This window comes from Streptomyces sp. NPDC002676, from assembly GCF_053592455.1.
The window spans coordinates 81068-98365 of sequence record NZ_JBSFVT010000008.1; the positions used below are offsets into that span (position 1 = coordinate 81068).

The 17298-nt window shown below is 71.1% G+C and carries 16 protein-coding genes; 10 read left to right on the top strand and 6 right to left on the bottom strand.

The genetic code is table 11. From position 1 onward, the window contains the following. Positions 1-4 precede the first annotated feature (4 nt). Positions 5-3211, top strand: a complete 3207-nt coding sequence (locus ACWD3E_RS23165; protein WP_451389451.1) for a tetratricopeptide repeat protein — start codon at positions 5-7, stop codon at positions 3209-3211. Between the two features lie 9 nt (positions 3212-3220). Here the strand turns inward: ACWD3E_RS23165 and ACWD3E_RS23170 are convergent, their stop codons facing one another. Both ACWD3E_RS23170 and mca read right to left on the bottom strand, forming a co-directional pair. Then, positions 3221-3457 (bottom strand): hypothetical protein, encoded by a 237-nt coding sequence (locus ACWD3E_RS23170; protein ID WP_451389452.1) that lies wholly within the window; start codon positions 3455-3457, stop codon positions 3221-3223. A gap of 1 nt (position 3458) precedes the next feature. Next, the gene (gene mca / locus ACWD3E_RS23175; protein ID WP_451389453.1) at positions 3459-4340 is read right to left on the bottom strand and encodes a mycothiol conjugate amidase Mca; all 882 of its coding nucleotides are present in this window, start codon (positions 4338-4340) and stop codon (positions 3459-3461) included. Between the two features lie 148 nt (positions 4341-4488). On the opposite strand from mca, the gene ACWD3E_RS23180 reads away from it, so the two are divergent. Continuing rightward, a complete protein-coding gene (locus ACWD3E_RS23180) occupies positions 4489-4887 on the top strand; it encodes a DUF4307 domain-containing protein (protein WP_451389454.1) in 399 nt (132 codons plus the stop codon). A gap of 200 nt (positions 4888-5087) precedes the next feature. Beyond that, positions 5088-5588: a transcription elongation factor GreA gene (gene greA, locus ACWD3E_RS23185; RefSeq protein ID WP_451389455.1), complete on the top strand. Its 501-nt coding sequence runs from the start codon at positions 5088-5090 to the stop codon at positions 5586-5588. Between the two features lie 79 nt (positions 5589-5667). Here the strand turns inward: greA and ACWD3E_RS23190 are convergent, their stop codons facing one another. The 3 genes from ACWD3E_RS23190 to ilvA all read right to left on the bottom strand — a co-directional run bounded on the left by ACWD3E_RS23190 (position 5668) and on the right by ilvA (position 8986). Further along, on the bottom strand, positions 5668-6537 hold the full coding sequence (locus tag ACWD3E_RS23190; RefSeq protein ID WP_451352402.1) for an ABC transporter permease: 870 nt from the start codon (positions 6535-6537) through the stop codon (positions 5668-5670). Continuing rightward, positions 6534-7562: an ATP-binding cassette domain-containing protein gene (locus ACWD3E_RS23195; protein WP_451389456.1), complete on the bottom strand. Its 1029-nt coding sequence runs from the start codon at positions 7560-7562 to the stop codon at positions 6534-6536. The genes ACWD3E_RS23190 and ACWD3E_RS23195 overlap by 4 nt, the downstream gene beginning before the upstream one ends. 194 nt (positions 7563-7756) lie before the next feature. Then, a complete protein-coding gene (gene ilvA / locus ACWD3E_RS23200) occupies positions 7757-8986 on the bottom strand; it encodes a threonine ammonia-lyase (RefSeq protein WP_451389457.1) in 1230 nt (409 codons plus the stop codon). A 163-nt stretch (positions 8987-9149) separates the two neighbouring features. Between ilvA and ACWD3E_RS23205 the strand changes: the two genes are divergently transcribed. The 3 genes from ACWD3E_RS23205 to ACWD3E_RS23215 all read left to right on the top strand — a co-directional run bounded on the left by ACWD3E_RS23205 (position 9150) and on the right by ACWD3E_RS23215 (position 10561). Continuing rightward, positions 9150-9656 (top strand): MarR family winged helix-turn-helix transcriptional regulator, encoded by a 507-nt coding sequence (locus ACWD3E_RS23205; RefSeq protein ID WP_451389677.1) that lies wholly within the window; start codon positions 9150-9152, stop codon positions 9654-9656. A gap of 130 nt (positions 9657-9786) precedes the next feature. Continuing rightward, the gene (locus ACWD3E_RS23210; RefSeq protein WP_451389458.1) at positions 9787-10287 is read left to right on the top strand and encodes an RNA polymerase subunit sigma-70; all 501 of its coding nucleotides are present in this window, start codon (positions 9787-9789) and stop codon (positions 10285-10287) included. A gap of 25 nt (positions 10288-10312) precedes the next feature. Beyond that, the gene (locus tag ACWD3E_RS23215; RefSeq protein WP_451389459.1) at positions 10313-10561 is read left to right on the top strand and encodes a hypothetical protein; all 249 of its coding nucleotides are present in this window, start codon (positions 10313-10315) and stop codon (positions 10559-10561) included. Positions 10562-10854: 293 nt separating this feature from the next. Here ACWD3E_RS23215 and ACWD3E_RS23220 read toward each other — a convergent pair whose 3' ends face one another. Next, positions 10855-12009: a cystathionine gamma-synthase gene (locus ACWD3E_RS23220; protein WP_451389460.1), complete on the bottom strand. Its 1155-nt coding sequence runs from the start codon at positions 12007-12009 to the stop codon at positions 10855-10857. Between the two features lie 167 nt (positions 12010-12176). On the opposite strand from ACWD3E_RS23220, the gene ACWD3E_RS23225 reads away from it, so the two are divergent. From ACWD3E_RS23225 to ACWD3E_RS23240, 4 genes are all read left to right on the top strand, one after another. Continuing rightward, positions 12177-13295, top strand: a complete 1119-nt coding sequence (locus ACWD3E_RS23225; RefSeq protein WP_451389461.1) for a hypothetical protein — start codon at positions 12177-12179, stop codon at positions 13293-13295. A gap of 255 nt (positions 13296-13550) precedes the next feature. After that, positions 13551-14192 carry a DUF6230 family protein gene (locus ACWD3E_RS23230; protein WP_451389462.1) on the top strand — a complete coding sequence of 214 codons (642 nt, stop codon included), beginning with the start codon at positions 13551-13553 and terminating at the stop codon, positions 14190-14192. After that, on the top strand, positions 14183-14623 hold the full coding sequence (locus tag ACWD3E_RS23235) for a DUF6114 domain-containing protein (protein WP_451389463.1): 441 nt from the start codon (positions 14183-14185) through the stop codon (positions 14621-14623). Before ACWD3E_RS23230 ends, ACWD3E_RS23235 begins: the two co-directional genes overlap by 10 nt. Positions 14624-14772: 149 nt before the next feature. Continuing rightward, entirely contained in the window at positions 14773-17208 is a 2436-nt protein-coding gene (locus ACWD3E_RS23240; RefSeq protein WP_451389464.1) for a SpoIIE family protein phosphatase, read from the top strand. The last annotated feature ends 90 nt before the right edge of the window (positions 17209-17298 follow it).

Consider the following 17298-nt stretch of genomic DNA (forward strand, 5'->3'; position numbering starts at 1 on the left):
GGACATGCGGGACAGCCATCGGGCGGAGGCCGAGCGTCTCCTGGTGCGGGCCGTGGAGGAGGAGGTACGGCGCTCGGGCGGGCGGATCGACGGGCAGCTGCTGCTGTCGCGGGCGCGGGACGCACTGGACGCCATGGGGCAAACGGCCGCCGAGGAGTACGACGCCTACGCCCGGGCGCTCGACGAGTCCCAGGCCGGCCGGCTGACCTTCGGTCAGCGGTACGCGCGCGAGGGTGCCGGAACCGCCTTGCTGGCGGCCGTCGTTGCCGCGGGCGCCGCGGCCGTGGCCGACCTGTCCCTCGGCACCGGCGCGGGCACGGCCGTCGGCGCGGGCGTCGCCGCGGGCGTGGCGGGCGCCGCCGCCACGGTGGTGAAGGTCGCCGGGTCCCATCTGCCCGCCGCCCATCACCGTGCGGGCGAGGCGGGACAGCCGGGCGGGCCCGAGCAGTTGCGGCTGGAGTGGCTGACGGCGCTGGAGGTACGGGGTATCCGCCCGTTCCTCGACCAGCAGCGGGTGCTCAGCGCCTCCACGGGCCCGAAGACGACGGGCGCGCCCGCTGCTTTGCGCGGTGCGGACAAGAGCGCGGCGGCGCGCAGGCGCACGGTGCTGGAGCAGTCGTTCGCTCAACTCCCCGATCCGGAAGGCCCGTTCGCGGGGCGCCGGGCGGAGCTGGCGCGGATCAGGCAGTGGGCGCAGGCGGCCCGGGCGGCCACGGAGACCCGGCCGACGGTGGTCGTGCTGCACGGTGAGCCGGGCTCCGGCCGCACGACGCTCGCGGTGCGCGCGGCGCACGAGCTGCGGGACCACTTCCGTGGCGCGGTCGTCGTGGACCTGCACGGCAACCGGCGGGAGGAGTCGCCGCTGCCCACCCGGGACGCCCTGCTGCATCTGCTGAACCGGCTCGGGGCGCCCCGGGAGCAGTTGCTGTTCCGGGAGCGCTCCTCCCCCGACCAGCAGGTCAAGCGGCTCGGCGAGCTGTACCACCGGCAGCTGACCGGTCTGCCCGTGACGATCGTGCTGGACGACGCCTCGGACCCGGAGCAGGTGCGCGCGCTGGTCCCGGAGCGCTCCGACAGTCTGGTCCTGGTCACCGCCCGCACGGCCCTCGACCTGCCCGCGGACCTGTCGGCCTGGGTCCATCACCTCCCGGTGGACCCGCTGGACACGGCGGGCGCCGAGGAGCTGCTGAACGCGTCCGCGCAGGACGCGTCGGGGCCGTACGACGGCGAATCCGCCGACCAGGTCCGCCAGTTGTGCGGGGGTCTGCCGCTGGCGCTGCGGATCGCGGGCTCCTCGCTGGGCCCCCGTTCGCCGCGCGGGCTGGCGGCGGACCTGGCCGCGTACGGTCCGGTGGAGCCGGTGGAGCGGGTGCTGTGGCTGCGCTACACCGACCAGCCCGATCCCGCGCGCCGGCTGCTGAGAAGGCTCGCCCTGGCCGGGCGTGCCTCGCTGGGCGGGGCAGCCGCCGCCGCGCTGCTCGCCACCGACGAGCAGGAGGCCGGCCGGCATCTGGGCGCGCTCGCGCGGGCCGGTCTGCTCGACCATGTGCGCGGCAGCCGGTACCGGCTGCACGATCTGGTCCGTTCCTTCGCGCAGGCCCGGCTGCTGGACGAGGAGGAGCCGGCCGAGCGTACGGCGGCGCAGGAGCGGCTGATCGTGAACTACGCGGAGCTGGCCGAATCGGTGCTGCGGCTGGTCGACGGCAACATGTCGACGCGCTCGGACCGGTTCGGCTCGCACGGCTTCACCTCGCTGGAAGAGGCGCTGCGCTGGCTGGACGACGAGTCGAGCTTCATCACGGCGGCCCTGCGGCAGGCGGAGGGCGTGGACCAGGCGGCCGTGCTGAACCTGCTGGGGGCGCTGTGCGACTACTGCCTGCTGCGAGGCGATCTGTACCGGCTCGGCGAGATCAGCGAGCTGGCGCAGTCCGTGGACCAGGGTCTGCTGGTGCGCTCGGTGCAGTGGCGGACCGGTATCGCGGCCCGGCAGCTGGGTGAGCTGGACAAGGCCCGCACGACGCTGGCCTCCGTGGTGGACCTCTACCGGGAGGCCCAACACGACGCGGGCGCGGCCCGTGCCCTGTGCTCGCTCGGGATCACGCTGCACCACCAGGGCAACCTCACCGAGGCCGCCGCCAAACTCCAGGAGGCCCTGGAACTCCAGGCGGCGCCCGCGCTGGCGACGGACCGGGCCTGGACGATGCACGCGCTGGCGGCGGTGCAGCGCGACCGGGCACGCCTGCCGGAGGCCCTGGACCTGCTCACCCGCTCCCTGGTCCTGCACCGCGAGGGCGGCTCGCTGCACGGCGAGGCGTGGGCCCACTTCCAGCTGGGCCAGCTGGCGCTGCGGATGGGCGACGTACCGCGGGCGGAGACGGAGCTGCGGGCGGCACTGGACCGATACGGACAGACGCGCGACGCCCGCGGGGAGGCGTGGGCGCTGACACAGCTGGCCCGGGCGCGGCTGGTCGGCGGCGACGCCCCCGCTGCCGCCGAGAGCCTGCGGCAGGCGGCCGTCCGGCACCGGGAGAACGAGGACGCGCGGGGCGAGGCGTGGACGCTGTACTACCTGGGGCAGGCGCTGGAGGAGGCCGCGAGCCCGGACCAGGCGGTCCGTGAACTGGAGCGCTCCCGCACGATGTTCTCCCGGATGCGTGATGTCTACGGTCTGGCCTGTGCCCGGCATCACTCGGCGCGGGTCACCCGCGACCAGCGGGCCGCGCAGACCGGCTCGCTACGCAACTCGGGCTTCGCCCGGCAGCTGCTGGTGGACGCCCGCGCCGATTTCCAGCGCATCGGTGTCGCCCACGGCGAGGCGTGGACGTGCCTGGAGCTGGCGGTGGTGGACGCGGGCAACGCCCGTACGCAGCAGGCGCTGGCCCTGTGCGACGAGGCGCTGGCCCTGTTCACCTCGTACGGCGACCGGCGGGGCGAGGACTGGGCGCGCTTCCTGCGCTGCACCCTGCTGCCGTACGCGGCGCCGGGCGGGGTGGAGGTGGGCACGGCGGTCGCCCAGGAGGAGCTGGCCCAGCTGGCCGGAGCCGCGCATCCGCTGCGGGACGAGAAGCTGGACGACTGCGTGACGGCGTACGCCCTGCTGCTGGAGCGGGGCGTGCAGCTGGAGGCGGGCTGGCAGGCCTGGCGGCTCGGCATGGTGCCGAGCCGCCACGCGCGGGAGGTGATGGGGGTCGCCGTGCCGGCCGGGCACTGACCCGCCGGGTCAGCCCCGCTGGGCCTTGGGCGTCGCCTTGGTGCCGGCCTCGGCGCCGGTCTCGGCGTCCGGGGCCTCCTTGAAGTCGACCTTGTGCATGTGCTTGTTCATCGACTTCATGAGGCCCCACACGGCCAGGGCCATCAACGCGAAGACGATGAAGCCGAGGACGCCGGGGGTGACCTTGTTCTCGTCCACCTCCTTGGCGAGGGGGACAAGATGCGTCAGTGCCAGGCTTGCAGTCATGTCAGGCATTGTCGCGGATGCCCGCGAAGAGGTCGTCCTCGGGGAGGGAGGTATCGACGAGGGACTTCGCCAGCTCGTACTCCTCCGTCGGCCAGACCTCCTTCTGGAGCTCCATGGGCACCTTGAACCAGCCGCCGTCGGGGTCGATCTGCGTGGCGTGCGCGATCAGCGCCTTGTCACGGATCTCGAAGAAGTCCGCGGACGGGACGTGCGTGGTCAGCGTGCGCTCGACGCGCTGGATCTCCTTCCAGCGCTTGAGCCACTCCCCGTAGGGCGACTCCAGGCCGCGCTCCAGCATGGCGTTGTGCAGCGCCTCGGTGCGGGGGCGGTTGAAGCCCTGGTTGTAGTAGAGCTTCAGCGGCTGGTACGCCGGGCCGAACTCGGACTCCGGGTACTTCTCGGCGTCCGCCGCGCCCTCGAACGCCACCATGGAGATCTTGTGGGTCATGATGTGGTCGGGGTGCGGGTACCCGCCGTTCTCGTCGTAGGTGGTGATCACCTGCGGGCGGAAGGCGCGGATCTTGCGGACCAGCTCTCCGGCCGCCTTGTCGACGTCCTCCAGGGCGAAGCAGCCCTCGGGCAGCGGGGGCAGCGGGTCGCCCTCGGGCAGGCCGGAGTCGACGAAGCCGAGCCACTCCTGTTTGACGCCGAGGATCTCGCGGGCCTCGTCCATCTCCTTCTTGCGTACCTCGTGGATGTGCTCCTCGATGTACTTGTCGCCCTGCAGCTTGGGATTGAGGATGGACCCACGCTCTCCGCCGGTGCAGGTCACCACCAGCACGTCCACCCCCTCGGACACGTACTTCGCCATGGTGGCCGCGCCCTTGCTCGACTCGTCGTCGGGGTGCGCGTGAACGGCCATCAGTCGCAGCTGGTCAGTCAAGACTCAATCCTCGGTAACTCGGCGCCCCCGTAGCTCCGGGCGCGATTGGCGGCTTCTATAGTGACCGAATCGGGGGGCGAATAATTCCGGGGCGCTGCTTCGGGGCCCCATTCGGGACACCCGTCCCGTCCCTGCCGAGAGGACGATCATGAGTACGGCGAGCACCGGGCTGCCCGAGGGCCGCTACGGCCGTTCCTCGGACGAGCGTGCCGACCGCAGACTCAAGATCGCCGGGGCCACGTTCGGCGCGGTGCTGCTCGCCCTGGTCGGCTACTTCGGCTACCACTACGTCGTACAGAACAAGATCAGTGCCCAGGTGATCACGTTCCGGGCCTCCGACGACGCGGTGAAGATCCACCTCGAGGTCCACAAGGACGCGGGCGCCTCCGGCTACTGCACGCTGCGGTCCCAGGCGGCCGACGGCACCGAGGTGGGCCGGGCGGACTTCCGCTTCACCGGCTCGGCCACGCGCATCGACAAGGTCGTCACGCTCCGTACGACGGCCCCGGGCACGACCGCCGAGCTGCTCGGCTGTCACGCCGGCTGATCCTGCCGGAGCACCGGCCGACATGACCGGATCTCACCCGGAATACGGACCGGCCGACCTGCATTGATGCAATTCATGTGGCTTATGTCCTCCCCCTTCCGCTCGTGAATTGTTAGGCTCGTGGTTTCGCCCACCCGAGAGGGAACATTCTTCTGGGTAGGGCGATGCTTTGTATTCCCAGTACCGACGAGGAGCACCCTGTGACCCAGACCAGCGAGAACGTCACCTGGCTGACCCAGGAGGCGTACAACAAGCTCAGGGACGAGCTTGCGTACCTTACTGGTCCTGCGCGCACCGAGATCGCGGCCAAGATCGCCGCCGCGCGCGAGGAGGGCGACCTGCGCGAGAACGGCGGGTACCACGCGGCCAAGGAGGAGCAGGGCAAGCAGGAGCTGCGCGTGCGCCAGCTGACCCAGCTCCTCGAAAGCGCCCAGGTCGGCGAGGCCCCGGCCTCGGCGGACGGCACCGTGGCGCCCGGCATGGTCGTGACGATCGCCTTCGACGGTGACGAGGACGACACCCTGGCGTTCCTGCTCGCCTCCCGTGAGTACGCGAGCACCGACATCGAGACGTACTCCCCGCAGTCCCCGCTCGGGTCGGGCGTCATCGGCCACAAGGTCGGCGAGGACGCGGAGTACGAGCTGCCGAACGGCAAGAAGGCTTCGGTGAGGATCCTGAAGGCCGAGCCCTACTCGGGCTGATCCCGGCCCCCTGATCCACGTCGATGCCCCCGGCGTCCGCCCATCGGACGCCGGGGGCATCGTCGTGCCGGGGGCGTCCTCAGGCCGTGGCCGAGCGGTACTTGCGGACCGCGAGGGTGCGGAATATCGCGATGATCAGGAACGAGTAGATCAGCGACGCCCAGACCGGGTGCTCCATGGGCCAGGCGTGCGAATGGGACTGGCCCGGGTTGGCGAAGAGCACACGGCAGGCCTGTGCGGTGGCGGAGAAGGGGTTCCACTCGGCGATGTGCCGCAGCCACGGGGTCATGTGACCGGTGTCCACGAAGGCGTTCGAGATGAACGTGACCGGGAACAGCCAGATCAGTCCGCTGGACGTGGCCGCCTCGGGCGTGGGCACGGACATGCCGATCAGGGCGCCGATCCAGGTGAACGCATAGCCGAGCAGGAGCAGCAGGCCGAAGGCGGCGAGGACCTTGCCGACGTTCGTGTCGCCCTCGGTGCCGACGCGCCAGCCGACCAGCAGGGCGACCACGGCGAGCACGACCAGGGTCAGGGCCGTCTGCACGAGGTCGGCGAGCGTGCGTCCGGTCAGCACCGCACCGCGCGCCATCGGCAGGGAGCGGAACCGGTCGATGAGGCCCTTGTGCATGTCGTCGGCGATACCGGCGCCGGAGCTGGCGGTCGCGAACGTGACGGTCTGCGCGAAGACGCCCGCCATGAGGAAGTTCTTGTAGTCCGCGGCGCTGGTGCTGCCGCCGATCTTCATGGACCCGCCGAAGACATAGGTGAACAGCACCACGAACATGATCGGCTGGATCAGGCCGTAGATGATCATCTCGGGGATCCTGGACATGCGGATCAGGTTGCGCTTGGCAACGACCATCGAGTCGCGGAAGGACTGGGCGACCGGGTTGGTCGACGGTGCGGCCGGCGGCACGCCTCGCACGGCTTCGCTGACGGCACTCATTTCGCGGCCTCCTCGCCCTTCGCGCCCTTGGCACCCTTGGCGCCCTTGCTGTCGCTCTTCGCCGCGCCGTTCTCCTCGTCCTTCACCTCGGCCACGTGTCCGGTCAGGGACAGGAAGACGTCGTCGAGGGTGGGGCGGCGCAGTCCGATGTCGTCTATCTCGATCCCGCGGGTGTCCAGCTCCCGGATGACCTCGGCCAGCAGCTTGGCGCCGCCGGTGACGGGGACGGTGAGCTTGCGGGTGTGCTCCTCGACCGTGGCCTCGCCCTTGCCGAAGCCGCGCAGCACCTCCACGGCCCCCGCGATGTGCTCGCGTTCGTGCACCACGACCTCGACGCGCTCGCCGCCGGTGCGGGCCTTGAGCTGGTCGGAGGTGCCCTTGGCGATGACGCGGCCGTTGTCGACCACCGCGATGTCATGGGCGAGGTGATCGGCCTCTTCCAGGTACTGCGTGGTGAGCAGCAGGGTCGTACCACCGGAGACGAGTTCGTTGATGACGTCCCACAACTGCTGCCGGTTGCGCGGGTCGAGGCCGGTGGTCGGCTCGTCCATGAACATCACGGGCGGTGAGACCACGAGGGCGGCGGCGAGGTCGAGCCGGCGGCGCATGCCTCCGGAGTAGGTCTTGGCGGGGCGGTCGGCGGCGTCCGCGAGGTTGAACCGCTCCAGCAGTTCCGCCGCGCGCGCCTTGGCCGCCTTGGCCCTCATCTGGTACAGCTGCCCGACCATCTGCAGGTTCTCCCGGCCGGTCAGGTATTCGTCGACCGCCGCGAACTGGCCGGACAGGCCTATGGAGCGGCGGACGGTGTCGGGATGCTTGAGCACGTCGACGCCCGCGACGACCGCCTTGCCGCTGTCGGGGCGCAGCAGTGTCGTCAGGCAGCGGACGGTCGTCGTCTTGCCGGCGCCGTTCGGCCCCAGCAGGCCGAGGACCGTGCCCTCGGGGACATCGAGGTCGACGCCGTCCAGTGCCCTTACGTCGCCGAAGGTCTTCACCAGGCCTTCGGCATAGATGGCGCCTGGCATGTGAGTCTCCACGTCGTCGGGGATTTCATCGGGGAAGGGACAGGCTAGGTTCGCGCGCCCGGATCCGCCCTTGGTTTTCCGGATGCGGGCAGGCGGTCGGCGAGCACAACAGGACACACAGTAACGCGATGTATCGCGTCTCTCAATGGATTTCCACGAACGAGTGACACAACTGCTTTCCGCGCTGCCCGGCCTCAGTCGATGACCGTGTAACCGGCCGCGCGCAGGGCCTGGCCGACCTCGGCGCAGTGCGCCGGACCCTTCGTCTCGAGGTGCAGCTCCACCTCCGCCTCCGTGAGCCCGAGCCGCGGGTCGGTTCGTACGTGGCTCACGTCGAGGACGTTGGCGTCCACCACCGACAACACCCCGAGGAGCGTGGCGAGGGCGCCCGGCCGGTCCGTCAGCAGGAGCCGGACGGCCAGGTAGCGGCCCTGCGCTGCCATGCCGTGCCGCAGCACCCGCTGGAGCAGCACCGGGTCGACATTGCCGCCGGAGAGCACCGCGACGACCGGTCCGGGAAACGCGCCGGGCTCGCCGAGCAGCGCCGCGACCGGGCTCGCCCCGGCCGGCTCGACCACCAGCTTGGCCCGCTCCAGGCACAGCAGCAGCGCGGCCGACAACTGGTCCTCGCTGACCGTGCGCACCTCGTCGACCAGCTCCTCGACGATCCCGAACGGCACCACGCCCGGCCGCCCCACCTTGATGCCGTCCGCCATCGTCGTCGGGTTCTGCACGGACACGGGGTGCCCGGCCGCGAGCGAGGGCGGGTAGGCCGCCGCGCCCTCCGCCTGTACGCCGACGATCCGGACGTCCGGCCGCAGCGCCTTCACCCCGACCGCGATACCGGCCGCGAGCCCGCCGCCGCCCATGCCGACGACGATCGTGCGCACCTCCGGGCACTGCTCCAGGATCTCCAGGCCGACCGTCCCCTGGCCGGCGATGACGTCCGGGTGGTCGAAGGGGTGGATGAACACCGCGCCGGTCTCGGCGGCGTAGTCCTGCGCGGCGGCCAGCGTCTCGTCCACCACCTGGCCGTACAGGCGCACTTCGGCGCCGTAGTCCCGGGTGGCGCTGATCTTCGGCAGCGGGGCGCCCTTCGGCATGAACACCGTGGCGTGCACGCCGAGCAGTGAGGAGGCGAGGGCCACGCCCTGCGCGTGGTTCCCGGCGCTCGCGGCCACCACTCCGGCCGCCCGCTCCTCCGGCAGCAGCCCGGCGATGCGCACATAGGCGCCGCGCAGCTTGAACGAGCCGGTCCGCTGGAGGTTCTCGCACTTGAAGTGCACCGGCGCGCCGACCAGCTGGGACAGGTGCCGGCTGCCCTCCATAGCGGTCACCCGTGCCACGCCCGAGAGCATCTTCTGGGCTCCGCGCACGTCGTCGAGGGTGACGGAACGCAAGGAGCCAGTGGTGCCGTAGCTCATGACTCAAGTCTCGCAGCCCACGTGGCCGAACGGCGGTGACGACCAACCTCCGAGACCGGTTCGTGCAGCGCCGGTACGGCCTGGCTCCGGGCCGCGTACCCTGTCCCCCAACCCACAGCACCCTTCATGAAGTGAGCCCCCGGCCATGCCCACAACACCAGGAATGTCGATGGACATGACGACCGTCGGTGACACCGGTCTCCTCGACACCCTCCAGCACGAGGTGGCGGTGTTCGCGCGCCGTGCCGAACAGACCCGGCTCGGCGGCGTCGGGCAGGTGCGCACGTCCATGGACCGCGCCGCGTACCTGCTGCTCAACCGCCTCGACAACGAGGGCCCTATGGGCGTCAAGGCGCTCGCCGCGAGCATGGGGATCGACTCCTCCACGGTCACCCGGCAGGTGGCTCCGCTGGTCGACACCGGGCTCGTCAAGCGCACCTCGCACCCGGAGGACGGGCGCGCGGTGGTGCTTCAGCTGTCCCCGCGCGGTGTCTCCCGGCTGGAAGAAGTGCGCTCTTCCAGGCGTCAGTTGATGGCCGAGCTGACGCAGGACTGGGCGCCGGAGGAGCGCGAGCAGTTCTGCACGCTCCTGACGCGCTTCAACACCGCGCTCTCCTCGCGGATGGCGGTGCACGTGGTGCAGCCGGCGGAGCAGACGCCGGCGTCCTGAACCCCGCGCGGGAGTTGGGTTCCGGACTCTTGACCCCGGGCCGCCACTGGCCTCATATGAGATCGGGTCCTGCGTCGTACGCGGTCCGCCTGTCCCGTACCGGGCAGGGCCCCGTCCAGGGGGAGGCGCGGTGCGTGATCGGCAGGCATTGCGTGGTGCCCGTCGGGCCCGGGAGTTCGAGGCGTTCGTCGCGGGCGCGGCAGGGCGGCTGCTGCATGCCGCCACGCTGCTCACCGCGGAGGCGCCGGACGCCAACCCGCGCGCGCGGCGCCTGCTGACACTGGCGCTCGCCCACACCTACGCCCGCTGGGACCGGCTGCGCGGCGAGGACCCCTACGACTGCGCCCGCCAGTACCTGGCCACGCGCTTCGCGCGCGGGATGTGGCAGCAGTACGGCGCCTTCGGCCGCGCCCGCCCGCATCCGGACAGCCCGCTCGCAGTCCTCGGGCTGCTGGAGCGGCTCATCCTGGTGCTGCGGCTGTACGAAGGCGTCGCCGCGGAACAGGCGGCGGCCCTGCTCGGGATGCCCACGGAGCGCGTGCACACCGTCTGCGACCGCGCGACCGCCACCCTGCTGCATCCACGGCCGACCGCCCCGCGCGCGGTGGGCACGAAGGTCGCACCCTCATGAGCCCACGGCACGCGGGGAGGCCCCGGTGAACCGGCCCGAGCGGGAGGCCGCCGCGCGGCGGCTGATGGAGCGGACGCCGCCGCCGGTGCCACCGGATCTGCACCCGGAGGCGGTGCGCCGCGGCACCCGTCTGCTGCGGCGCCGGCGGCTCGCGCAGCGGGTGCTGTGGCTGCTGCTGTGTGCCGCCGCGGTGGCGTTCACCGTGTGGGCGGCGCAGGCGCACCCGTGGGTGGAGCCGCCGTCGCAGACGACTCCGGAGGTCACCGGCTGGTGACCGGCCCGCCGGCTCAGGGCCTGGGGCCGCCCACCAGCACAGGTTCCGCTAAGGCCCTGTCGTCAAATTCCCGCCTGCCCCGCGACGCGGCCGCGCCCGACGCGCCGCCGCCGCCCAGCCTGGCACGCACGCTCGCCGCGTTGCCGGAGCGCCCACGTGACTCCGCCACGAGGCCGCTCCGGCGCCTTGCGATCGCACGCTCCCCCACGCTCGAACACGCTCGCGCGGGGGCACCCCCATCGCCGCCGCGGGGCCCGCCCTTCGGGCGGACGACGGGAATTTGACGACAGGACCTAGCCCAGGGCCTGCTGGAGGTCCTCCAGCAGATCGTCGACGTTCTCGATGCCCACGGACAGGCGCACCAGGTCGGCGGGGACCTCGAGGGCGGAGCCGGCCGCGGAGGCGTGCGTCATGCGGCCCGGGTGCTCGATGAGGGACTCGACGCCGCCCAGCGACTCCCCCAGGGTGAACACCTTGGCGCGGTTGCACACCTCGACGGCCGCCTCCTCGCCGCCCTCGACCTGGAAGGACACCATGCCGCCGAACGCGCGCATCTGCTTGGCGGCGATCTCGTGGCCGGGGTGGTCCGGCAGGCCCGGGTAGAGAACCCGCGTCACGCGCGGGTGCCGGGTCAGCATGTCGGCGACCTTCGTGGCGTTCTCGCTGTGCCGGTCCATGCGCACGGCGAGGGTCTTGGTGCCGCGCAGCACCAGGAAGGAGTCGAAGGGACCGGCGACGGCCCCCATCGCGTTCTGGTGGTAGGTCAGTTCCTCGCCGAGCGTCTCGTCGGAGACGATCAGCGCACCGCCGACCACGTCCGAGTGGCCGCCCATGTACTTGGTCAGGGAGTGCACGACGACGTCGGCCCCGAGCGCCAGCGGCTGCTGGAGGTAGGGCGTGGCGAAGGTGTTGTCGACGACGAGCTTCGCGCCCGCTTCGTGGGCGATCTGAGCGACGGCGGCGATGTCGGTGATGCCGAGCAGCGGGTTGGAGGGGGTCTCCACCCACACGGCCTTGGTCTTCGGGGTGATCGCGGCGCGCACGGAGGCCGGGTCGCTGGTGTCGGCCACGGACCACTCCACGCCCCAGCGGCTGACCACCTTGGCGAAGAGACGGAAGGTGCCGCCGTAGGCGTCGTTGGGGATCACCACGTGGTCGCCGGGCGTGAGCAGCGTCCGGAGCAGGGTGTCCTCGGCTGCCAGGCCGGACGCGAACGCGAGTCCGCGGCTCCCGCCCTCCAGCGCGGCGAGGTTCTCCTCCAGGGCGGTCCGGGTCGGGTTGGCGCTCCGGCTGTACTCGTAGCCGCCGCGCAGCCCGCCGACGCCGTCCTGCTTGTAGGTCGAGACCTGGTAGATCGGCGGGACGACCGCGCCGGTGAGGGGATCCGCGGTGTTGCCCGCATGGATCGCGAGGGTCTCGAAGTGCTGACTGATATGAGTGTCGCTCATTGCACCGAGCGTAGTGCGCCTGGTCGGATGATGACGTACGGACGTCGGGCTCGCCCGGCCGTACGGCGGTGCTGCCGTACGCCCCCTGTCATGAACCGGCCCGAAGTTTTCCACAGGCAGGCGGGCGGGGTTGGCCAATTGTCGGCGGCGTCTGGTTCGCTTGAGTCATGGTGATTCTCTGGCTGCTGATTGCCCTGCTCATGCTGAGCTTCGCGCTGCTCCCGGTCCTCCGGCGCAGGCGCGGGCTGATCGAGCAGGTCACGCCGGACCACCCCGACGCCGCCGACCCGGCGAACTACGGCTTCGTACGCCAGGAGGAGCTGGACGTGCGCATGCCCGGCCCGGACCAGGACCTGCTGGACGTCCTGGACCTGGTGCAGCGCACGGGGGACTACCGCGCGGCGGCCCAGCTGCTGGCGGGTACGGAGACGGAGGGGGAGCTGCGCTGGCAGCGCGTGCAGGCGTTCGCCGGTGCGGCGGCCCTGGAGCTGCAGCAGCGGCCCGGCGGGGTGCACGAGACGCCCGGCGGTCAGTGGCTCAGGGTGTGGCGGGCCGAGCAGCCCAAGGACGCGGGCGGTGCGGCGGTGCACGCCGAGTTCCTGGTGCAGCAGGCCTGGCGGACGTCACAGCCAGGCACGGACGAGTTCCGGATCATCATGGAGGAGGCCCGGGACGCGTGCGGGCAGGCGGCGCTGCTGGCACCCGGCGACCCGGTCCCGTACATCGTGGAGCTGTCCGTCGCCCGCGGCCTCGCCCATCCGCAGCCGGAGTTCGAGCAGCTGTGGCTGAAGATCCTCGACCGCGCGCCGAACCACATGGGCGCGCATCTGGCGGCGCTGCACTACTGGTGCGAGAAGTGGCACGGCTCGCGTGAGCTGGCGTACTCCTTCGCCGAGAGCGCGGCGGCCCGCGCCCCGCAGGGCTCGCTGCTCGCCGCGCTGCCGCTGTTCGCGGTGTTCGAGCACCTCCCCGAGGTGAACCTGGTCTCGAGCTTCTACCAGAGCGAGGTCGTCACCAAGGCGATCCACGGCGCGCTGCACGCGGTGCACGCGGCCCGCCCGGACGACCCGATGCTGTCGCACGTCGGCCACCTGCTGACGTTCTTCCTGGTCCGGTCCGAGCGCTGGGCGGAGGCCATGCACCAGCTCATACACGTCGACGGCCATGTCGGCGCTCTGCCCTGGACCCTGTGCGCCGACCCGGCAGCCGAGTTCGCGCTCTACCGCGCCCTGGCGGTGGCCGGCTACGAGGCCAACGGCGGCAGCCCGGCGACGCTGCCCGGCTGAGGCGCGGAACGGCGGCCAGGGCTTCCCCCAGGGCAACGACGTGGGCACCCCAGTACCGCTCGGCGATCTACGCCCACACGCCAGGACAAGCAGCATCGAGAGCCTTCTCCATCCGGGCCCGAAGGGCCGGTCAACATGTGCTTCACCCGTACGGCGGCCCTGGCGTGCAGCCGATCGTCACAACCGGAAGCCTAGGATCCACTACTGGGAAGCGAGGTAAATGTCCGCTTTGTCCAGGTAGAGGCGGCTCGCGCCATGACCGAAGGAGACGGGATGTCGCCCCGCGCCGGCAAAACCCGTTGGCGGCGCTTCGCGGCAGTCCTGGTAGCCGGCGTCGCAGCCTGTGCGGCCCTCGCCATCGCCATGGGACAGGGTGTACTGGCCGCGTCGTTCCTCATTTCCGGCAAGAAGTTCCAGGTCACCGCGGACACGCTGAACGCTCGCGGGTTGAGCATCTACGGCATGGTGGACGTGACCAGGCAGGGCCGGCTTGTGCCGGTCCAGGTCACCGGATCCCGGCACTCGACGATCAGCAGGCTGTGCCAGTCCGTACTGGTCGAGGTCCCGGTGCTGGGCGTACAGACGCTGAAGCTCACCGGCGGAAACGAACGACCGGTCGAAGCGACGAACCTGTTCCTCGACACGACATTCCAGTCGGCCGGGCAGGCGGATTTCCGGGGCCTCGAACAGGGAATCGCGCAGGGGAATATCACCAAGGGTCCGATCAACCCGGGCGACAGGAACTCCCGCTTCTTCGACCCCAACGGCTTCGGGCAGCAGGCCACGTCGGTCGCCCTGACCGACGTGCGCGTGACCGCGGTCGCGCTCTCCGCCGGTACGTTCAACATCCCCGGCCTGCGCGTGCAGATCGAGCACGGCCGTCACGAATGCTTCTGAGACCTGGGCGGGCCGAACCCGCCGAACGCCCCCGACCGCGCGTCACCGCAGCGCGTGCCCGGCACGCATTCAGAACCTGGCGCGGCGAACGTCCCTTCTGGGCGGGGCTCTTTACCCTTACGGCGGGATTGCCCATCCTGTACTGGCCGTACGCGAATCTGGACCTGGGCGGAATTCCGCTGGCCTTGTCGACCACGTCCGGTGCCGGAGCCCTGATCATCGGCGTCCTGCTCATCGTCCTGGGGCTCACCCTCTGGTACCAACCGCACCTGCGCGTGTTCTCCGGGATTGCCACTCTCCTGCTCACCCTCATCTCCTTCCCCGTCGCGAACTTCGGCGGCCTCTTCCTCGGACTGATCACCGGTCTGATCGGCGGCTCCCTGGCCTGCTCCTGGACTCCCCTCGCCACCGAACCCGTATCGGAGAAGTAGCCGAACCAGCCTGAGTCCGGCCCGGCCGGCCATGGCATCGATCGTCATTGGCGCGGTGCCACGGCCGAGTCGTCTCGCTGAGGAACGGGAGAGTCGCGGACGGAGACCACGGGGAGGAACATCGGAGTCACGGAGGCAAGGTGGTGGCTATGGGGACACCGTCGATGCATTTCAGCGAGAGTCCTGAGGACCCATTCGCCCTAGGGCGTGGGGCATCGGCCGTGCTCGACGATCGAGGCACCGTGGTCGGCTGGAGCGTACGTGCACAGGAGCTGCTGGGCTATCCGGCCAAGGAAGTGATCGGACGAGCATGGCAGGACTTCCTGGTCGACGCCCGTGACCTGTCGCTCGCGCGCTCCGTGGTCGTAGACGCCATGAAGGCGGGAGGCTGGTTCGGTGTCCTGCCCGTCCGACACCGCGACGGACACCGTGTGGAGATGGGCTTCCGGGCCCGTGCGGTCACCCGGGAGGGTGGTGGTCGGGAGTGGCTCCTCGTCGGTGCTCCTGCCGAGGAGGTCATTGCCTGGCAGCGGGACCGTGCGCTCCTGGACGGCCTGTACCACCGCTCCCCGATCGGCCTGGTCACTTACGGCCCGGACAGGAGAGTGATCCGGGTCAACCGTGCGGTCGAAAAGGCGAGCGGCGTCCCGGCCGAGGCACCGGTAGGCCGTCGTTCCCGCGAATTCATGGTCGACGAGGACGCGGGTCCGGCAGAGGACCGAGTACGGCACGTTCTGGAGACCGGCGAGCCGTTGATCTTCACAGAGCAGTCCGCCCGGCCACGCCACGATCCGGGTCGGGAACGGATCGTGTCCGTCTCGGCGTTCCGGATGGAAGACCCCTCGGGCCGGGTTCTCGGCGTGGCCGAGACGATCGAGGACGTGACCGACCGCCACCGGGCGCAACGCAGGCTCGCCCTGCTGAACGAGGCGAGCGCCCGGATCGGAACCTCACTGGACGTGACCCAGACCGCTCGGGAACTGACCGAGGCGGCCGTCCACGGCCTGGCCGACTACTGCTCGGTGGACCTCCTGAAGCCCGTGACACTCGGCGACGAACCAGTTCCCGGCTTGGCAGGTCCGCTGCTCCGGGCTGCCTTCTCACCACCAGAACACCGCGTCCCGTTCCGGGAGGGCGATGTGGTCCCGCTGCTTCCGGAATCTCCGCAGGCGCGGTGCCTGGCGGAACGTCGCCCGATTCTCGAGGGGCTGCTGTCCCTCCGCCCCGAGTGGTACGCCATGGACCGGCGGCGGGTCGAGATCGCCCTGGGGCTCGGCGTTCATTCGCTGATCGCGGTTCCCCTGGTCGCGCGCGGCCTGGTACTGGGCGTGGTGAGCCTGTGGCGGTCGCGCAATTCGGAGCCTTTCGAGGACGACGATGCTGCGGTGGCCCAGGAGCTTGCCTCCCGTGCGGCCGTCTGCATCGACAACGCGCGCCGCTTCACCCAGCAGCAGAGCGCCGCCCTGACCCTTCAGCGCAGTCTGCTGCCGAGCGCGGCGTCCGACCTGCCGGCCGTGGAGGTGGCCTGCCGGTACCTCCCGGCCAGCGGTGAACCGGGCATCGGCGGTGACTGGTTCGACGTGATCCCGTTGTCAGGAGCCAGGGTCGCTCTCGTGGTGGGAGACGTGGTCGGCCACGGGATCCACGCTGCGGCCTCCATGGGCCGTCTGCGCGCCGCCGCGCGGACCCTGGCCAGCCTCGACCTGGAACCGGACGAGGTGGTGGCGCGGCTGGACGATCTGGTCAGTCTGCTGGCCACCGAGCTGGAGGCGAACGCCGACGACAACCCCTCGGCGATTGAGCAGGTGCTCGGGGCCACCTGCCTCTACGCGGTCTACGATCCGGTCTCCCAGCGCTGCTCCCTGGCACGCGCCGGCCACCCGGCGCCGGTGGTGTCCACCCCGGACGGCGAGGTGACCGTGCTCGATCTGCCCGCCGGTCCGCCGCTGGGCCTGGGCGGACTGCCGTTCGAAACGTACGATCTGGACCTCCCCGAGGGCAGCCTGCTCGCGCTCTACACCAACGGCCTCCTGGAGGCACGCAACGGCGACATAGACGTCGCGCTGGAGAACTTGCGCGCATGTCTCACCCGCGCCACAGAACCTCTGGACCACACCTGCCACGCCGTGGCCGAAGCGCTGCTGCCCAAGTACCACCTCCCCACTGACGACGTCGCGCTGCTCATCGCACGTACCCGGGTGCTACGGCCACAGAATGTCGCCTCATGGCGGCTGCCCCTGGAAGCGACCGCTGCCGCCCGTGCCAGGGAGCTGACCACGGCGAAACTGACCGAATGGGGGCTGGCGGATCTGACCTTCACGACGGAGCTGGTCGCCAGCGAACTCGTCACCAACGCCTACCGGTACGCAGCCGGCCCCGTCACCCTGCGCCTCATCCGTACGCACTGCCTGATCTGCGAGGTGTCCGACACCAGCCACACTTCCCCCCACCTCCGACGGGCCCTCAGCACGGACGAGGGCGGACGCGGGCTCTTCCTGGTCGCGCAGCTCACAGAGCGGTGGGGCACCCGCTACACCCACGACGGCAAGACGGTCTGGACGGAGCAGTTCCTCCCGCCCGCATGACCCGCGGCCGGCTACCGCGGAGATACACCCGGTGTCGGGGTCGGCAAGCGGCCGACGCGCTGTTGCGGAGGTGAGCGACCCGGCGTTGGA

Bases quoted from the DNA above. Each gene is read 5' to 3' on its own strand.
- ACWD3E_RS23195 (WP_451389456.1), bottom strand. From the start codon at position 7,562: ATGCCAGGCGCCATCTATGCCGAAGGCCTGGTGAAGACCTTCGGCGAC.
- ACWD3E_RS23165 (WP_451389451.1), top strand. From the start codon at position 5: ATGCGGGACAGCCATCGGGCGGAGGCCGAGCGTCTCCTGGTGCGGGCC.
- ACWD3E_RS23240 (WP_451389464.1), top strand. From the start codon at position 14,773: ATGGGGACACCGTCGATGCATTTCAGCGAGAGTCCTGAGGACCCATTC.
- ACWD3E_RS23180 (WP_451389454.1), top strand. From the start codon at position 4,489: ATGAGTACGGCGAGCACCGGGCTGCCCGAGGGCCGCTACGGCCGTTCC.
- ACWD3E_RS23190 (WP_451352402.1), bottom strand. From the start codon at position 6,537: ATGAGTGCCGTCAGCGAAGCCGTGCGAGGCGTGCCGCCGGCCGCACCG.
- ACWD3E_RS23220 (WP_451389460.1), bottom strand. From the start codon at position 12,009: ATGAGCGACACTCATATCAGTCAGCACTTCGAGACCCTCGCGATCCAT.
- ACWD3E_RS23170 (WP_451389452.1), bottom strand. From the start codon at position 3,457: ATGACTGCAAGCCTGGCACTGACGCATCTTGTCCCCCTCGCCAAGGAG.
- ACWD3E_RS23205 (WP_451389677.1), top strand. From the start codon at position 9,150: ATGTCGATGGACATGACGACCGTCGGTGACACCGGTCTCCTCGACACC.
- ACWD3E_RS23235 (WP_451389463.1), top strand. From the start codon at position 14,183: ATGCTTCTGAGACCTGGGCGGGCCGAACCCGCCGAACGCCCCCGACCG.
- ilvA (WP_451389457.1), bottom strand. From the start codon at position 8,986: ATGAGCTACGGCACCACTGGCTCCTTGCGTTCCGTCACCCTCGACGAC.
- ACWD3E_RS23225 (WP_451389461.1), top strand. From the start codon at position 12,177: ATGGTGATTCTCTGGCTGCTGATTGCCCTGCTCATGCTGAGCTTCGCG.
- ACWD3E_RS23230 (WP_451389462.1), top strand. From the start codon at position 13,551: ATGACCGAAGGAGACGGGATGTCGCCCCGCGCCGGCAAAACCCGTTGG.